Annotated in this window: 14 protein-coding genes; 11 read left to right on the plus strand and 3 right to left on the minus strand. The window is 48.9% G+C overall.

Going from position 1 to position 14782, the window contains the following annotated elements; all coding sequences use genetic code 11:
• From fdhD to GQF01_RS12455, 4 genes are all read left to right on the plus strand, one after another.
• Nucleotides 1–849 (plus strand): formate dehydrogenase accessory sulfurtransferase FdhD, encoded by an 849-nt coding sequence (gene fdhD / locus GQF01_RS12440; protein ID WP_161407064.1) that lies wholly within the window; start codon nt 1–3, stop codon nt 847–849.
• A 95-nt stretch (nt 850–944) separates the two neighbouring features.
• Nucleotides 945–3455 (plus strand): S1C family serine protease, encoded by a 2511-nt coding sequence (locus tag GQF01_RS12445; protein ID WP_161407065.1) that lies wholly within the window; start codon nt 945–947, stop codon nt 3453–3455.
• Between the two features lie 90 nt (nt 3456–3545).
• Complete coding sequence (locus GQF01_RS12450; protein ID WP_161407066.1) at nt 3546–4022, plus strand: VanZ family protein; 477 nt, start codon at nt 3546–3548, stop codon at nt 4020–4022.
• Between the two features lie 66 nt (nt 4023–4088).
• Nucleotides 4089–4343: a hypothetical protein gene (locus GQF01_RS12455; RefSeq protein WP_161407067.1), complete on the plus strand. Its 255-nt coding sequence runs from the start codon at nt 4089–4091 to the stop codon at nt 4341–4343.
• Between the two features lie 690 nt (nt 4344–5033).
• Here GQF01_RS12455 and GQF01_RS12460 read toward each other — a convergent pair.
• On the minus strand, nt 5034–5813 hold the full coding sequence (locus GQF01_RS12460) for a pirin family protein (protein WP_161407068.1): 780 nt from the start codon (nt 5811–5813) through the stop codon (nt 5034–5036).
• A gap of 162 nt (nt 5814–5975) precedes the next feature.
• On the opposite strand from GQF01_RS12460, the gene GQF01_RS12465 reads away from it, so the two are divergent.
• From GQF01_RS12465 to GQF01_RS12475, 3 genes are all read left to right on the plus strand, one after another.
• The gene (locus tag GQF01_RS12465) at nt 5976–6395 is read left to right on the plus strand and encodes a BlaI/MecI/CopY family transcriptional regulator (protein WP_161407069.1); all 420 of its coding nucleotides are present in this window, start codon (nt 5976–5978) and stop codon (nt 6393–6395) included.
• A 5-nt stretch (nt 6396–6400) separates the two neighbouring features.
• A complete protein-coding gene (locus GQF01_RS12470; RefSeq protein WP_161407070.1) occupies nt 6401–7240 on the plus strand; it encodes a M56 family metallopeptidase in 840 nt (279 codons plus the stop codon).
• A gap of 87 nt (nt 7241–7327) precedes the next feature.
• Complete coding sequence (locus GQF01_RS12475) at nt 7328–7876, plus strand: DUF2231 domain-containing protein (RefSeq protein ID WP_161407071.1); 549 nt, start codon at nt 7328–7330, stop codon at nt 7874–7876.
• A gap of 74 nt (nt 7877–7950) precedes the next feature.
• On the opposite strand, the gene GQF01_RS12480 is transcribed toward GQF01_RS12475, so the two are convergent.
• A complete protein-coding gene (locus GQF01_RS12480; RefSeq protein WP_161407072.1) occupies nt 7951–8127 on the minus strand; it encodes a hypothetical protein in 177 nt (58 codons plus the stop codon).
• Nucleotides 8128–8661: 534 nt separating this feature from the next.
• Between GQF01_RS12480 and GQF01_RS12485 the strand changes: the two genes are divergently transcribed.
• The 3 genes from GQF01_RS12485 to GQF01_RS12495 all read left to right on the plus strand — a co-directional run bounded on the left by GQF01_RS12485 (nt 8662) and on the right by GQF01_RS12495 (nt 13133).
• The gene (locus tag GQF01_RS12485) at nt 8662–10407 is read left to right on the plus strand and encodes an ABC transporter ATP-binding protein (protein ID WP_161407073.1); all 1746 of its coding nucleotides are present in this window, start codon (nt 8662–8664) and stop codon (nt 10405–10407) included.
• 43 nt (nt 10408–10450) lie between these two features.
• The gene (locus GQF01_RS12490; protein WP_161407074.1) at nt 10451–12505 is read left to right on the plus strand and encodes an ABC transporter ATP-binding protein; all 2055 of its coding nucleotides are present in this window, start codon (nt 10451–10453) and stop codon (nt 12503–12505) included.
• 316 nt (nt 12506–12821) lie between these two features.
• The gene (locus GQF01_RS12495) at nt 12822–13133 is read left to right on the plus strand and encodes a hypothetical protein (protein ID WP_161407075.1); all 312 of its coding nucleotides are present in this window, start codon (nt 12822–12824) and stop codon (nt 13131–13133) included.
• Nucleotides 13134–13200: 67 nt separating this feature from the next.
• Here the strand turns inward: GQF01_RS12495 and GQF01_RS12500 are convergent, their stop codons facing one another.
• Nucleotides 13201–13821 (minus strand): NAD(P)-dependent oxidoreductase, encoded by a 621-nt coding sequence (locus tag GQF01_RS12500; protein ID WP_161407076.1) that lies wholly within the window; start codon nt 13819–13821, stop codon nt 13201–13203.
• Nucleotides 13822–13947: 126 nt separating this feature from the next.
• On the opposite strand from GQF01_RS12500, the gene rluF reads away from it, so the two are divergent.
• Nucleotides 13948–14676, plus strand: coding sequence for a 23S rRNA pseudouridine(2604) synthase RluF (gene rluF / locus GQF01_RS12505; RefSeq protein ID WP_161407077.1), 729 nt, complete (start codon nt 13948–13950; stop codon nt 14674–14676).
• The last annotated feature ends 106 nt before the right edge of the window (nt 14677–14782 follow it).

Below are 14782 nucleotides of genomic sequence, written 5' to 3' on the forward strand. Positions count from 1 at the left end.
ATGGATAACGAACAGGACCAAGTTGAGTCCGTTAGCCCTGCTGGATCTGCAGAGTCGGGACTTTCGTCAACGACAACTTGGAGCATTTACCGTTATAACGGCACAGAGATTCTCCCTCAGGAGGACACGATCGCGACTGAGACGCCGTTAACGATCAAGGTGGATGGCGAGGAATTCGCAACGCTGGTGTACACGCCAACAGATACAGTTGATTTGGTTACTGGTTTTCTTGCTTCTGAGGGCTTGATACGATTCGTTGATCAGATCGAGTCCCTCACATTGGAGGTGGAACGCGGCTTCGCGCACGTGAAGCTGCGGCATCTGCACCAGCTAAGCCGGCAGATGGTGTCCAAACGATTCATCGGCTCCTGCTGCGGCAAAAGCCGTCAGTTTTATTTTCACAACGACGCTCGCACGGCCAAAACCGTTCGCACGGAGCTCCAGATTACCGTTCAACAATGTTTTCATCTGATGAACCTGATGCAAGAGCAGTCGGCCGATTTTCGGGCTACGGGCGGGCTGCACAATGCTGCTCTATGCACGGCGGATGAGCTTCTCTTAAGCAGGTCGGATATTGGTCGGCATAATGCTCTGGACAAAATATACGGTCACTTGTTGAGGCACCGGATTTCTGTGCGGGATAAAATCATTGCCTTTAGCGGAAGGGTCTCTTCTGAGGTCACTCTGAAAGCTGCCAAAATCGGGGTCGGTATTTTGCTGTCGAAATCTGCGCCAACCGACTTGGCGCTTAGATTAGCGCAGGATCTAGGGATTACAGTTGTTGGTTTCATTCGAAGGGATCAATTAACCGTTTACACCCACCCGCAGCGCATAACGGAATGTCGATAAAGCCCTTTTTATGTGGGAAAATTTGTATTGTCTCTCTATCACAAATATGCTAGATTCTAGCTACTGTCATATATTGTTAAGAGAGGAAGACCGTCATGGGGAATTGGAATACAGTTGCTAAAAAAGGGGCAACGGCGTTACTGGCAGCCTTCTTGCTTGTTTCCCTGCAGGGGCCGTCGCCTTCGTATGCAGCCGAAATCAATGCCGAGGTTCCTAAGGTGATCGACAAAGCTTCACCATCCGTTGTTGCGATTATCGGCAAGCCATCCTACGATTCAGATAAAACACTAGAGAAAAATCGGTTTAATCTTGCACACGGTACAGGCGTAATCGTCGAGTCTAATGGCGTAATCGTGACGAATGCGCATGTGGTTAAGGATATGACTAATATCGTAGTCGTCACATCGGACGGCACTACGTATAATGGGCATGCGACGAACATTGATGAGGAGAGCGACTTGGCTTTGGTCAAAATCGAGGCATCAGGCCTATCGCCCGCGACGTTCGCTTCTTCCTCAGACATTAAAGTGGGAGAAACCGTCGCGGCTATTGGGACGCCGATTTCCTTCGCTTTGCGAAATTCCGTTACCGTAGGGATCGTCAGTGGCCTTGACCGCTCGGTGAGCTCTCAATATCAGCTCATTCAGACGGATGCGGCGATCAATCCAGGCAACAGCGGGGGCGCTTTAATTAACATGAAAGGTGAAGTTATCGGTATTAATACGATGAAATATGCCGATTTCGGGGTTGAAAATCTCGGCTTTGCCATTCCCGTGGACACGGTCAAATATGTGTTGAAGCATTTTCAATTGTATGGGAAAGTGAAGCGTCCTTATCTGGGGCTGGAGCTCGAAGAAAGCTGGGAAGCCGTCGTGGGCTTACCTAGCTCCACAGGTCTTCGGGTTGCTTATGTTGACCCTGATTCACCAGCGGCCGCCGCTGGGATTGAGCAGGATGATCTGGTTGTTTCGATCGGCGCAAACAAGGTGAAGACGCTGGTCGATTACAATGAGGCGATTAAGAAATATTTGCCGGATGAGAAAGTCGATATCACGATCCAGTCAGAGGGTAAGACCGTGACGAAGTCTGTCACCCTGGGCGAAGTGCTCCATCCCGAAACGAAGTGGAGGGAAGACGCGGAGGGGTCTGATTTGGATGCAGACCGCGGTAAGACGAAGATCGGCGACAGCCATTTTGGCTGGTCGATGAAATATCCAGCAGGCTTAGTGAAGGGGCATCAATCCGAGGAGGGAGATTCCGTTAGCTTCGTGGATGCCAAAGGGGAGTTCTCCCTGTCCATCCAAGTAGATAATGAGAGCGATGAGTTATCTCCTTCGGCGCTTTTGAACTTATTGACTGGCAGCGAAGAGGATGATTATGACGATATGACACCGTCCACCATTCTGGAGCGTCAATATGTGAAGCGAGAAGGCAGCCCATTTGCCAAAATTGTGGGTCGCTCTGGGGACGATGGCTATATTCAAACCCGTGGTTATCTTCACGAGGGACGCCTATACAAAGTGCAATTGTTTGTCATGAAAGATCACTATAACAACGATTTTAAACAAAATAGCTATAATGATTTACTGGATTCCTTCAAGCTTTCCTTCAATGCGCAGGATGAATCGCTCAAGGATATTTCGAGTTATTCTAGCGGCAATACCATCTATACGAATGAGTATGGTTTATCCTTTGCACTGCCTACAAGTTGGCAAAAAAGCAGCTATACCGGCAATTCAGCCTTCTTTAACGCTGATTATTCGCAAATGCTTCAGGTCCATGTTACTTCGGCTTCTTCCGGTGATACGCTGGCCGCGTGGGCTGATCGTGAGCGCAAGCAGTTTGAAGCGCAGTATGTGCAGAAATACCGTAAGATTACAGATCCTGAGGAGCTTACTTTGGCTGGCGTTCCAGCTTTGAAGACCACTTACGCAGAAACACTCGGTAACAAATGGACCGCGGGGTATTCCCTCTTTTTCATTAAGGATAAATATAAGTATGAGGTCGATGTCAGCTATCCGCAGGATGAGGAAGGGTCTGAGCTCGATGATCTCTTGCACAGCTTGACCTCTACGATTGAAGTGGATAAAGACAACAGGGATCAAGAGCTTGGCTTCATTCAAGATCTGGACGAGCTGATCGATCCGAATCGTACCATTACCTACAAGAATCAGAAATATAAATACACGCTGCAAATTCCAGAAATGTGGACAAGCAGCAAGTCCTATGACAATAAAGATCAGGTGAGCAAGTCCTTCCTCTTCACTGGAGGCTACTTGACGATCGATGCAGACACCAATACTTCTTATGAGGATTTGGTAAAAGAAGAAGACGCCGCGCAGAAGAAGAGTCACGAAAGCGATAGCGAATATGCCTACACCGATGAGGAGACCACTATACTTGGCGGCGTGAAGGCGAAGAAATACGAAGTTAATTATGTAAGTGCCAAAGTTCCTTATAAAGAAACAACGTACATGTTCAGTCAAAATCAGATTGCCTATACCGTTAGGCTGCGCATGGACGCGGCCGTTCGAACGGACGCTAATGAAGCTCGGTTGAATAAAGCTTTTGCCTCTCTGCAATTTTTGGATACCGTGACCAAATAGTACTGCGAAAGCAACAGGGAATGTAAGACCCTCTCATCAGTCGTGACTGAAGGGAGGGTTCTTTATTGGCGGAAGAGGGGGGCGATCATCATGAGGAAGAAGCGTATCCGGACGCTCGTATGGCTGCTTTTTATCGGGTACACGGGTTGTTTGCTGTATTGGATGTTTTTGGGCTTCGGGCGTGATAGTCTGCGGAGCGGGGGACATTTCGACTATAACTATAATGTAGTTCCTTTCAGGACCATTGCGATGTATATACGGCATGCCGATCTCTTTCCGATGCGGACGTGGGTGATCAATTTATTTGGTAATGTAGGTGTCTTCATACCGTATGGGTTGATGCTGCCGTATTTGTTCAGGGTGGCTAGGCGGTACAGGTCATTTTTGCTGCTTTTTGGTTGTCCGCTGGTAGGCCTGGAAGTGCTGCAGATGCTGCTCAGGGTGGGGAGCTTGGATGTGGATGATTTGATTTTGAACATATTGGGGGCAAGTCTGGCCTATGGGATATTTGCGGCTTTCACAAGACAGGATGCCTCAGGTGGGGTTGAAATGAAATACAGGGTATAAAATGTGACCAATTGTCTCAATATAGCCCTTGTACCAATTTCAATTTGAGGAGGCTCATTTCTAACGATGACCAAGACCGATTCAAGCCTACAGTCACAGAATCCTATTTCTTCCGCACAAAATTCAGCGGATAATGTCCATCAAGCGGTGAATCATGCTTTGTCCCATCCGACACCTCAAACGCTGCAAGAGGCCCGTAATGCTATCGGTAAAGCCGAGAACGCGCTGGATCAGGCTACAGATCAATCCGATGCGCCGGCTGTTCAGCAAGCGGCTGAATCGCTCAGCGAGGATGAAGCTAGGCTTCAATCGCTGGAATAAAATCGAAGGGGCTAACCGTTAAGTAGTTCACCTACTTGGGGGTTGGCTCCTTTGTGTTTTTGGTGGAAGTTGTTGGCGTGTGAGTGCTTTGGTTCGGTTCTTACGGGTGATCGTTTGCGTGAGCGAGATAGAGGGTAATAGGGGGAACTAGAGTGAGATAGAGCGAATTAGAGTGAGATATAGCGAGATAGAAAGAAATAGAGGAACTAGAGGATCTAGAGTGAGATAGAAGGATAAGGGGGTATTGGGGAACTACAGGGCGCTATTTCTGATAAATGCCTCGTTTTTTGGATTAAGCAGAACTACAGGGTCCTATTTGTCTAGGAATGCTCATATTTGATCCCGAATGGGTAAAATAGCGGACCACAGTTCCCTTCCGCTAGCCGATGGGGCAGTTACTCGAAGAATAAGGGATCATAGTTCCCCACTTGCTGATTTCGTCCATCTGCACGTGCTCTACTCTAGCTACTCTAAGCCACATCAACTCCCCCAGCTACACGAGCCATACGAGCCATACCAGCTAACCCAGCACATCACCCACCCCAGCTACCCCAGCACATCAGCCACTCCAGCAACCCCAGCAACCCCAGCAACCCCAGCACACCAACCACACCCGCAGCAAAAAGAGGCCACCCGTCAGATCACTCCCGATCCTCACAGATAGCCCCTCTAACTCGGCTTCTCACCTTATTATTTATGGTACAACGGGTATCCCGGATTTTCCGGAACTTCAATCGCAATGATGCGCAAACCTTGCTCGCTATCGGCTCTCAAAAGCAAAGCCTCTTCCGCTTGTTTGTCACTCTGGATAACGACGAAATCCTTATGGGACAAAGCTTGAAGCCCCTTGCCGTCTACAGCGGCTTCGCTGCTGCCTTGCCCTCGGATAACGAGAAAAGCAAGCTGCTGCTTCGGAGCGAGCGAGTAGGTGAACGTTGCGCCCGGCTCAAGCCTCCAGTCGAACATAGTCGCATCTGTATCCAGCTGTATCGGAGCGTCTCCGCCAATGACTTTTTTCACTGTTGCACCATCCTGCTCGACGACAGGGAATTGCTCATGTTCATATTGATTGTAGGTGGCCGGCTTTTTCACCGATTGACTAAGATGAGGCTCGAACCAGATTTGCATGGCTTCGGTGCCTACTGTCCGGAATGCCTCAGAGTGATAAACGCCGGACCCGGCTTGAATGACTTGAGCGCCGCCGTCTGATACAGTCTCCAGAGAGCCAAGAGAATCGCGGTGTTCCACGAGACCTTCAATCACGTAAGTGACAATTTCGAACGCTTTATGCGGGTGCATGTCGATCTCTGAAACATCAGTAGATTTGCCCCAAGCCCAATAAAATAAGGGACCTACACGATCTACAGCCGTTTTTTCTCTTGGAAAGCTGATGGCACGCTGCTCAATAAATTTGTCGCCGTCAAATGCGCCAACGCCCTGTTGGTCCGCCGAAAATACTTGTGTAAGCATAGGAATCGCTCCTTCGCTTTAAATTATTTAATTACTTACTATATGTAAGTATTATAAATCTTTTTAAGCGTTATGTAAAGTAAAATCGCGGCTCTTTAACCGTATGTCTTGACTTCCCTGTACGACTCCTACTACAATTTGTAGTGTAAGGAGCGTGCCTACATGAAAATGCAAAATTTTAAATATGAAGGAAGCGGGCTTAACCGTTTCTTCGGTCCATTAGAAGCCAAAATCATGGAGATTCTATGGAACAATGCCGAGGAAATGACGATTAAAGACGTCCAACAGAAGCTCGATAAGGAGGCTAAAGCGAACAATTTCAACACCGTCATGACTGTGATGAACCGCTTGGTGGACAAAGGTGTTTTGCAGAAAAAAGCGGTTGCTCGTTCGTCACAGTACAAGCCTGTTGTTACTAGAGAGGCCTTCATGGAAACTCAGTCCAAAGAGCTTACGCTTGATCTGATTGAAGAGTTCGGCTCCCTGGCGGTGACTCACATGGTGGATGCGCTGGATAAAGTAGATCCAGGTCTACTCGACCAACTGGAGCAAAAAATCAAAGAAATGAAAAAGGATCGATAACGATGATGGAAAAGCGATTGAAATGGCTGTATGCGGCTTCGTTAGCCTTGTCGGGGCTTGTCTTGGGACAAATGCTGCTCTTTGTCGGACAGCATCTCTTCAAATGGAAAGCACGCTATAACATCTTTGATTTGTGCGTCATCTTATTCAAAAATCTTCATATACCTGCACCCATTGCATTTAATTTGGTGAATGTTGTGATCCTTTATACCCTTAGTTCTGTCCTTGTGCTGGTGGTGCGGCAAGTCTTCCAAGCGATGAAAGCGAAGAGGCTGGTTGCAAGATACCAAGATGCTGCACTCACCTCGCAGTACCGCGGCATGTATCGGCTTGATGAGCATCAACTGCGAATTATCTCTTCCAAAGCACCAACAGCTATGACGATAGGCTTTTTGAAGCCGCGAATCATTCTATCGACCGGTCTGCTCGACATGCTGGATCCTACAGAGCTTCATGCTGTAATCGACCACGAGAAATGCCATGTGAAGCATCGCGATCCGCTCGCTATTTTCCTGCTTTCTGTGATCTCTAAGGCGCTGTTATACATCCCGATCTTTGCATGGATTGCTAAGAAATACCCGATTATGATTGAACTTAGGGCAGATAAGTATGCCATTGGTCAAATGAATCAGCCTGCAGATCTAGGCAGCGCTCTCCTCAAACTACTCAAACAACAGTCACCTGTTCCAAATTTATCCCTATCTCACGCCTCTTTCGCTGAAACATCCATGAATGTTCGAATTAAACATATTCTTGACCCGCAAATGACCTTGTATCTACCGTGGCCACGGCTTCGTATAGCAATATCGCTGCTCATTGTAATCCTGCTAATGGGGCTCATTTAGAGCCCTGATTGGCAAGGCTTGACTTTCCATTTATTTAACACTACACTTTGTAGTGTAGATAAAATAGATGAGTGAGGAGAGAGATTGATGGATTATATCTTGAAAAATCTGCACTTCATAGTGACGCATGTCCCTATCGCCCTTCTTATTTTCAGCTTTGTTTTTGATATCATTGCGATGATCATGAAAAAACGGGAGTGGCACTCTGCCGGTATGCTTTGCCTTGTGGTAGGTGCGCTTGGCGCGGTTGCGGCTGTCATGACGGGCCCGTCTCCTTGGCGCAATCCCCTGGTTGTTCCCCATGAATTTTATGCGAAATTAACGATGCTTGCAGCGATTGTTCTTGCGGTTATTCGTGTTGGTCTGCTCATTTGGAAAAAGAAAGATGCCGGTCGGCATCCGATGTATTTAGTCGGTTCGCTTGCGGCGGTGATCCTCGTCAGTTATACAGGCCATCTTGGCGGTCAAATGGTACATAGACCCATGAATGCACCTGCAATGGCACCAGCGGGCGGAGCACAGGGTGGACAAGCACCAGGTGGGCAAGGTGAGCCCAATGGACAAGTCCCTGGCGCTCAGGGAGCTAAGGGGCCAGCGGCTTCACCAACGACATCGTCGGCTCCTTCAAATAAATAAAACAGGGCTATCCATCAGGTCTATTCAGACCTCATGAGATAGCCCTGTTGTATGTCCATAATACGTTATCCTCATCATGCAGGCTCGTCCAGCTCCAGCTCCTCCAACGTAAAACGATGATCCCACAAAAAAACCATATCGTACTTCGTCGAATCGCGCGATACAAACCGGGCAACGAGTGCAATAACGCCTCCAATGACGACTCCGAATGCAGCAATCCATCCTAACAAAGCAAACACTTGATCGACCATGCCCATCCACTCCCTCTGCGCGATATGAACTCTTATGCTATGAATATGCCGCGAGATTTTGAAACATGTGTGACATTTGTGTAGAGGGAAAAAGCAAGTATTCTGATCCGAAATGGACGGGGTAAGATAGTTCTTTTATAGTCTTTTTCTCCGATTGACAGGGGCTTGAAAAGGGTGTTAAGATCACCTCTGTAAGCGCAGTTATACAACTTTTGGAAATGATAAAGACGCAGCAGGTTTGCGGTAGAGAAGGAGGGTTTCAAGATGATTAAGTTGGTTCTAGCTCCAAATGCACATCGTAAGCACCAAGATAACAACCATACAAATTCATACGGAGTAACCCGCCTGTTAGCCGATACCCAATCCCCTTAATGGTGTTTGTTCGGCTGCTGCAACCCCTTCATATACGCTGATGAAGAAAGCGCGGGTTACGAAGAAGTTCGTAACGAGCGCTTTTCTGTTTTTGAAAAGGCATATCGCTGCGTGCGGTGTGCCTTTTTGCGTGGATAAGTAAAGTAAGGAGTGATGAAATCGATGTTTATAGTATTAAAAAAATTAGGTTGGTTCTTCCGAGCGAATTGGAAGCGATACACGCTAGCGATTGGGCTGCTTATCATCGTCGGGATCATTGATGTGATACCTCCGAAGCTGATCGGCTATGCGATTGATGGGATACACATGGGGACTTTAACAGGCAGCAAGCTGTTCCAGCTGCTCGCCTTCTGGGGGACGTTAATTGTAGCTGGTTATGGATTATCGTATGTTTGGCTGTATCAGCTGTTTGGGGGCGCTTTTGTTCTGGAGCGCGTACTCCGCTCACGTCTAATGAGGCAGCTGCTGCGCATGACGCCAACGTTTTATGAACGCAACCGTACGGGCGATCTCATGGCTAGAGCTACGAACGATCTCCAAGCGGTTTCTACGACAGCAGGATTTGGGATTCTGACCTTTGTAGACTCAACGCTGTTTATGCTAACTATTCTCAGTATGATGGGCTTCTTCATTAGCTGGAAGCTGACGCTTGCTTCGATCCTTCCGCTGCCACTTATGGCTGCTGCGATTACGATCTACGGGGGGCGCATCCACGAGAGGTTCATACTTGCTCAGGATGCTTTCGGCCAAATGAACGACCGGGTGCTTGAAACGATCGCCGGCGTGCGAGTCATTCGTGCTTTTGTGCAAGAAAAAGCTAGTGAACAAAGCTTTAAAACGATGACAGACGATGTCTTTCGGAAAAATATTGCGGTTGCTTTTATCGACGCTCTTTTCGAACCAACGGTCAAAATTCTTGTCGGGATTTCTTATTTAATCGGATTATGCTACGGCGGATACATGGTGTTTCATAGCGAATTAACGCTCGGGGAGCTAGTATCCTTCAATACATTCCTTGGTATGTTGATTTGGCCGATGTTTGCAATCGGGGAGCTCATGAACATCATGCAGCGCGGCAATGCCTCACTGGACCGGGTCAATGAGACGCTTGGTTATAAACCAGATGTTACCGACGAACCGAATGCAACAACCATGCTGCTGCCGAGTTCGATTAGCTTCCAAGAAGTGACCTTCCGCTATCCGTCATCTTCCATCGACAATCTCGTCAATATCTCTTTTGACTTGAAGCGTGGACAGACGCTCGGTATTGTTGGGCGGACAGGAAGCGGCAAAACGACGCTGCTCAAACAGCTGCTTCGTGAATATCCGATCGGGAAGGGCACGATTACCCTCTCGGATACACCGATTGAGCAGTTGACGATCGACACGGTGCATGGGTGGATCGGGTATGTTCCACAGGAGCCGATTCTGTTCTCCAAAACGGTGAAAGAAAACATTAAGTTCGGTGCTAGCCAAGGCACAGAAGAGCAGCTTATCCAAGCGCTTGAGCTCGCGGCATTCCGCAAGGACGTTCAGTTCCTGCCAGAAGGCTTAGAAACCTTAGTTGGCGAGAAAGGCGTGGCTTTATCCGGTGGTCAGAAGCAGCGCGTATCTATCGCGCGAGCGCTTTATGTGGATCCGGAAATTCTCATGCTGGATGACGCATTATCTGCCGTGGATGCCAAGACAGAAGCCGAAATCATCCGCGGGATTCGCTCCGAGCGTGCTGGCAAAACGACCCTCATCACAACGCACCGCCTGTCTGCGGTCCAACATGCTGATCGAATTATCGTGCTCGATGAGGGATATATCGTGGAAGAAGGTACGCATGAGGAACTTCTGGCCCTTGGTGGCTGGTATAAAGAGCAGTATGACCGTCAGCAATTAGAAGAACAACAGGTTGGCTGAACGGACCTATAGATGATTTCATGAAAAGAAGGTGAAAACCCTAATGAAACAAACAAGTAAGCGATTATTTCAATATGCAGCATTGTTTAAAAAACCTCTGCTGATCGCACTGTTATGCTTATCTGTCGCTGTTGCGACGGAGCTGGCAGGTCCTTTCATCGCCAAGAAGATGATCGACACACACATTCTCGGTATTGAGAAGCCGTGGTTCCAGACCACGTCGGCCATAAAAACGGAAAACGCGGTTCCAATGGACGGCGTCCTCTATAAACGGGGCGATCATTATGCAGAAGGGGAGCCGAGGGGGCAGGAGGTTCGAATTCTGCAGGTGGGTACCCAGTTTGTGTGGGTGGATCAGCCTATCCTCTTTGATGGCGCCCGTAAGCTGACAGCGGATGGGAAGTTAACGATTACACAGGGAACGGAGCAAGTGGAGTATCCGGCCAGAAAGCTAAGCATCCAGGAACTGTACATGTTCTACGAGCCTGAATTTGTCAGTCTAATGAAGCTGGCTGGTATCTACTTCGTGCTGATACTCATTGGCGCCGGTTTTACCTACGGTCAGCGGTATCTGCTGCAGTCCGCAGCGAATCGGATCATTCAGCGGATGCGGAGCGATGTCTTTGCGCAAATTCAGCGGCTGCCCATCAATTATTTTGACAATCAGCCTGCTGGTAAAATTGTTTCACGGATTACGAACGATACGGAGTCTGTCAAAGACCTTTACGTTCAAGTGTTGGCGAACTTTTTTACAGGTACGATTTATATCGTAGGTATTATTGTGGCGTTGTTCATTCTGGATTATCGATTAGCCTTATTCACGCTGCCGGTGCTTCCTCTGCTCTACGTGTGGATTGTTGTTTACCGCAAATATGCTTCTCATTATAATCATGAGATTCGTGAGCGGATTGGTTCTATCAACGGAATGATCAATGAGGCGATTCAAGGGATGACGATCATTCAAGCGTTCCGCAGGCAAAAGGAAACGACACAAGAATTCGAGCAATTGAACGATGAATACACGCATTTTCAAAACAAATTACTCAGCCTCAACTCGCTGACCTCCCATAACCTGATGAACGTTGTGCGGAATTTGTTCTTCTTCGGTCTCATTTGGTATGTCGGTGGCAGCTCCATTCATTCGCTAATCACGGTTGGTGTTCTATATGCATTCGTTGATTACTTGAACCGCATGTTCCACCCTATGGTGGGGATCGTGAATCAGCTGCCCAACCTGGAACGAGCCATTGTATCGGCTGATCGTGTATTTGAACTGCTGGATGAGCAGGGCATTCAAGTGGCGACCGAGAAGTCGGAGCGTTATCTGGGGAACGTGAAGTTTGAGCAGGTTCGTTTTGCTTACAAAGAAGGCGAAGATGTGCTGAAAGATATCACTTTCGAGGCCAAACAAGGGCAAACCGTTGCGCTCGTGGGGCACACCGGCTCGGGCAAAAGCTCCATCTTGAATTTGCTGTTCCGCTTCTACGATGTGGATAAAGGCCGCATCACGGTTGACGGCCGCGACGTGCGCGAGATGCCCAAACAGCTGCTTAGGCAGCATATGGGCATCGTTCTGCAAGATCCGTTCCTGTTCACAGGGACGATCGCATCCAACGTCTCGTTGGATGATCCGTCCATCACCCGGGAACGGGTCGAGGCCGCGCTGCGTGAAGTAGGCGCAGCGGCCATGTTTCAGAGCTTGCCCCGCGGCATCGACGAGCCCGTGATCGAGAAGGGCAGCACGCTGTCGGCTGGGCAGCGGCAGCTGATCTCTTTCGCCCGGGCGCTGGCGTTCGACCCGGCGATCTTGATCCTCGATGAGGCAACGGCCTCCATCGACACCGAGACCGAGGCCGTCATTCAGGCGGCGCTCGAGGTGCTGTCGAAGGGGCGGACCACCTTCATCATTGCGCACAGGCTGTCGACGATCAAAAGCGCCGACCAAATTCTTGTGCTCGACCACGGCGAAATCGTCGAGCGCGGCAATCACGACGAGCTGATGGTGCTCGGCGGGCGGTACTTCCAGATGTACCAGCTGCAGCAGGGACATCCGGAGACGGCAGCCGCGGGCGAGGACGAAGTGCGCAGCGGCTTGTAGGGCAGCCTGACCTCTCAGTCAACCGGGCCTTCGTTGTAATAAGTGCAACGATAAAGCGCAGTACATGTTGCTATTCCGCTCTTCGTTGTACAAAGTGCAATTAAATGGGTGGAATAGTCCTCAATATGGCAGTTTCCCACCTGTGATGTTGCACAAAGTACAACATACAGATGTGCGGAGGTCTAGTTTCCTTGATAATGTTGCACGTTGTACAACGTAGAAAAAACCGTCAGGCATCAAGGTTGCCTACGGTTTTTTTGTGCCTCCTATGCTACAATAACAATAGATAATTTTCTTGCTGAAATGGAGGGTCTATATGCGTTCAGATACACTTCGATTATTAAACTTGCTTCAACTGCTGTCGGAAATCGCGATTGCTGTGGGGTATTTGCTGGGACTGATCCCATTCGTTTACCTGTGGTCATACACATGGGTGATCCCGCTCGTGTTTGTGAATTTAGTGTTTGCGATCCTCACCCATAATGGAACAACGACGAAGACAGTGATTAACATTATTATGTCTTTCTTGAGTTTCATCCCGGTTGCGGGGTATGTATTCCGCATTGTCGGTATCGTGATTTCAGGGCTTAACATTTCTGCCTTGTCCAAGGAAAGAAGCAGACGTTAGTGAAACCAAAAGAAGCTCTCCCTTGGTCATTAGATGACTTATGGGAGAGCTTCTTTTTCATTCCCTGCTAGTAGGCCAATCCAACGCGGCAGCCAACGTACTCGTTCGAACACGCCGTGTTGTAAGTAAAAGCTGCCGTATCGCCCACGGAGATCGACCTGCCGTCCTCCGGCAGAAAATCGCGCGCCACGCGGTAGGTTCCTAGCGCCTCGCCGTCTGGCAAGTAGGTTGGGCAGACGACGGTCCACGCCAAGCTCGAAGCTTGCAGCAGCTCCCAAGCCTTGCGATGCTCCTCGGCAGCACGCGTAGAGGAACGCCTTGTGTCTGGCGTCTCGTAGCGAAGCAAGCCGGGGTGCTCTATGCTCTGCAGGATGCCGGCTGTGCCGATGGTGACGATCCGGCTAACGCCTTGAGCCTTCATGGCTTCGATGAGAAAGGGCATGGACGCCGTCAGCACCGTGCCGCCATCGGTATTGAGGCAGCTGATGACGACGTCTACGTCTGCCAAAGCACGATGAATGTCATCCGGATTGCAGGCGTCACCCTGCAGTAAGGTAAGCTGCTCGGAGTGCTGGTTGACCTTTTGCGGATTGCGTACGAGTGCAGTCACTTTATGGTTATCTGCCAAAGCTCGCTCTAGAACGCGAGTTCCGACTCTTCCTGTTGCTCCTAATAGAAGAAAATGCATGCTAGCCTCCATGTTTCAAACATTGTAGGTTTCTATTATACACCTGACTTGAACGAAAGTAGCGAATCCAGCATAATAGGAGATATTAGTGAAATAGGATTACGGCATAGAAGGGATTTCCCAAGTATGAGAATCAATAAATTTATTAGCGAGACAGGGGTTTGCTCCAGACGGGAAGCGGACAAGTGGGTAGAGGCGAAGCGTGTTACGATCAACGGCGAGGTTGCGGGGCTCGGAAGTGTTGTAGGTCCTGGCGATGAAGTTCGGATTGATGGTAAACCGATTGGCGAGAAGAAGGAGCATGTCTATATTGCGCTCAATAAACCAGTAGGAATCACCAGTACGACGGAAGCTCATATCAGAGGCAACATTGTGGATTTTGTTGGGCATTCGGAACGTATTTTCCCGATCGGCAGGCTGGATAAAGATTCGGAAGGTCTCATTCTGTTAACGAATAACGGAGACATCGTGAACCAGATTTTGCGTGCTGAAAATAATCATGACAAAGAGTACATCGTAACTGTGAATCGGCCGATTACACCGATGTTTCTGAAGGGGATGGCTACTGGAGTGCGGATTTTGGGCACGGTAACCAAGCCATGTGAGATTTATCCGGTTGGCGATCGAGTCTTCCGAATTATCCTGACGCAGGGACTCAATCGGCAAATTCGCCGTATGTGTGAAGCGTTCGGGTATCGGGTGGTGCGTCTGCAGCGCGTGCGGATCATGCATATTCATCTAGGGAGCTTGAAGGTAGGCAAATGGCGCGATTTGACGCAGGGGGAAATGAAGGATCTCATGCTCACGTTGAGCCAGGAAAATGCCAAATCGGGCAATTTGCCAAGCGGTAGTTAAAGCAGCAGCACATGTTCATGCCTCCTTATGAGGGGGCTTGGGGATGTGTTTTTTATTTTTAATTTCTTTGTGGGTTTTCAGCAACTTTTCCTTCGTTTCCAGCGTC

The sequence above is a fragment of the Paenibacillus silvestris genome (assembly GCF_009882985.1).
Lineage (GTDB): Bacteria > Bacillota > Bacilli > Paenibacillales > NBRC-103111 > Paenibacillus_E > Paenibacillus_E silvestris.